The organism is Ornithinibacter sp. (assembly GCF_035443565.1).
Lineage (GTDB): Bacteria > Actinomycetota > Actinomycetes > Actinomycetales > Dermatophilaceae > Fodinibacter.
The window spans coordinates 1-2,344 of sequence record NZ_DAORSO010000247.1; the positions used below are offsets into that span (position 1 = coordinate 1).

Sequence of the window (2,344 nt, forward strand, 5' to 3'; positions counted from 1 at the left end):
GAGCCTAGCCCCGCCCCGGGAGCATCCGACCCGCCAGCCCCGAGACGACCGACCGGGCCCCGGCCATGACGGCACCGACTCCCCCGGTCGTCGTGCCCGAGCCCCCGGCCCACGCCGGGTCGCCGGGCATCGGGCCGAGGGGGTCGCGCTCCTCCGGCGGCAGGGTCAGGTCCGGTTCGCGCAGCGCCCGGGCGAACGACTCGTCGACCCCGACGAGCTCGTAGCCGTCGGGCAGCAGGTCGTAGGTCCAGTCGACGTCGTGGCAGACCATGTCGTGGTGCAGGCTCTCCACGAGCGCGGGCACCGTCGATCCGGGGACGTCGGTGATGGCCCCGGCGAGCACGGCGACGACGTCGGTCGGCAGTCCCGGCACCGTGACCTGGGGGCGGGTGAGCCCGGCGATGCGGGCGTAGCGATCGAGAAGCTGCGTGTACGGCATCCGTTCCGGGCCACCGACGTCGTACGAGCGCGATTCGCTCTCCACCGACAGCGCACCCGTGAGCGCCTCGACGACGTCGACGACGGCGATCGGTTGGACGCGGCTGTCCATCCACGCCGGCACCGTGTGCACCGGCATCCGCTCGCTGATCTGGCGGACCACCTCGAAGCTCGTCGACCCGGACCCCGTGACGATCGCGGCGCGCAGGGTGAGCACGCGGATGCCGGCCGTCGCACCGGTGAGGATGCGCTCGACCTCCAGGCGCGAGGTGATGTGTTCGGACAGCTCGTTCTCGGGAACGTCCGGAACCAGCCCGCTGAGGTAGACGAGCAGCTCGACCCCCGCTGCGGCGACGGCCCAGGCCATGTTCTCCGCGGAGATCCGGTCGGTCGTCGTGAAGTCCTCACCCTTGAGGGCGTGGATCAGGTAGTAGACGGCGTCCATGCCCTCGACGGCCGCCTCGACGGTGGCGGAGTCCAGGACGTCCATCCGCACGAGCTCGACGTCGTCGGCCCACCACGCCGTGCGGGCCCGCTCGAGGTTGGTCACGGCCGCTCTCACGTGGTGGCCGTCGCGCAGGAGGCGCGGGATGAGGCGACTGCCGATGTAGCCGGTGGCTCCGGTGACCAGCACCCGCCGGGGCCGGGGGGTCGAGGCCGCGGGGTTCGGGGCCGTGTGGTTCGAGGCCGTGTGGTTCGAGGCCGCGGAGTCGGGTGTGATCACTGGCACAACCTAGGCCGATCGAGGGCAAGCTTCGGAAAACCTTTGACACCGGGTGGCTGCCCTGGGACGTCGCATCAGTCAGACCGACAACGGCAGCCGAGCGCGCACCCGCCCCCCGGTGTCGCCCGGGCCTACCTCGATCGACCCGCCGATCTCGGCCGCACGTTCGCGCATGCTCGACATCCCGACGCCGGCCTTCCACCTGCCCTGCCTCTTTGCTCCACGGTCGTGGACATCGATGGTGAGTGCCCCGGCATCCGCCGACAGGGCAGCGGTGACGGTGTCGCTGCCGCTGTGGCGGGCCGCGTTGGTCAGGGCCTCGACGACGATGCGGTACGCGGCGACCTCCACGGCGGCGGTGAGGGGCGGCAGCGTCGGCGGGGCCTGGACGGTGAGTCGCAGCGGCGTCCCCTCGGGCGTGCGCAATGCGAGGGCCTGCTGGCGAATGGCGCGGACCAGGCCCAGTTCATCGAGTGCCGGGGGGCGCATGGCGTAGACGAGGCCGCGGATCTCGTCGATGGCCGTGCTCGTCTCGGCCCGCAGCTGCGCGAGCAGGGCTTCGGCGGCGTCGGGGGCGGTGCGAACGCTGTTTCGGGCGGCGTCAGCGGTGAAGGCGATGCCGGACAGGCGCGGGCCGAGCCCGTCGTGCAGGTCGCGGCGCAGGCGGCGGCGCTCCTCCTCGATCGCCGTGACCGACTGCTCCCGCGACTCCTGCAGGGCTGCGGCCAGGGCAGCCGAGCGGGCAGTGAGGGCGAGCAACGGGGCCACGAGGGCCAGCACGTTCCGGTCGTCGCCGGACAGCGAGACCTCTCCGGGGCGCAGGCCCACCTCGAGCTCACCGACGACGTCCGCCCCGAGGGTGAGCGGCAGCGTCGTGGTGCTCGTCGCCGACCGACCCGACGAGGCGACGCTCTCCCCCGCGACCCGCAGCACGGCATACGGCAGGTCGAGTGCCTCGCGCACGGCGCGCAGGGCGAGCACCGGATCCCCGACGTCGCTGCCGGCGACGTGGGTGGCGGCGTCGAGCGGGTCGGCGCGCAGGCCGAACAACAGCTCGTCGACGACGCCGCGCAGGGCGGTGCGCAGGGCGGGCAGGGGCAACGTGGCGAGGGCACCGGCGACGGCGAGCTCGGCGACCGCGGCGGGGCGGCCCAGGATCACCTCGAGCAGCGAGGCCAGCAG

At 73.4% G+C, this 2,344-nt stretch carries 2 protein-coding genes; both read right to left on the reverse strand.

Features of this window, described 5'->3' with window-relative positions; genetic code table 11:
- Positions 1 to 4: 4 nt before the first annotated feature.
- Positions 5 to 1,162 carry an NAD(P)H-binding protein gene (locus tag PLL68_RS13995; protein WP_324535111.1) on the reverse strand — a complete coding sequence of 386 codons (1,158 nt, stop codon included), beginning with the start codon at positions 1,160 to 1,162 and terminating at the stop codon, positions 5 to 7.
- A 78-nt stretch (positions 1,163 to 1,240) separates the two neighbouring features.
- On the reverse strand, positions 1,241 to 2,344 hold a 1,104-nt coding region (locus tag PLL68_RS14000), incomplete at its 5' end, for a sensor histidine kinase (RefSeq protein ID WP_324535113.1).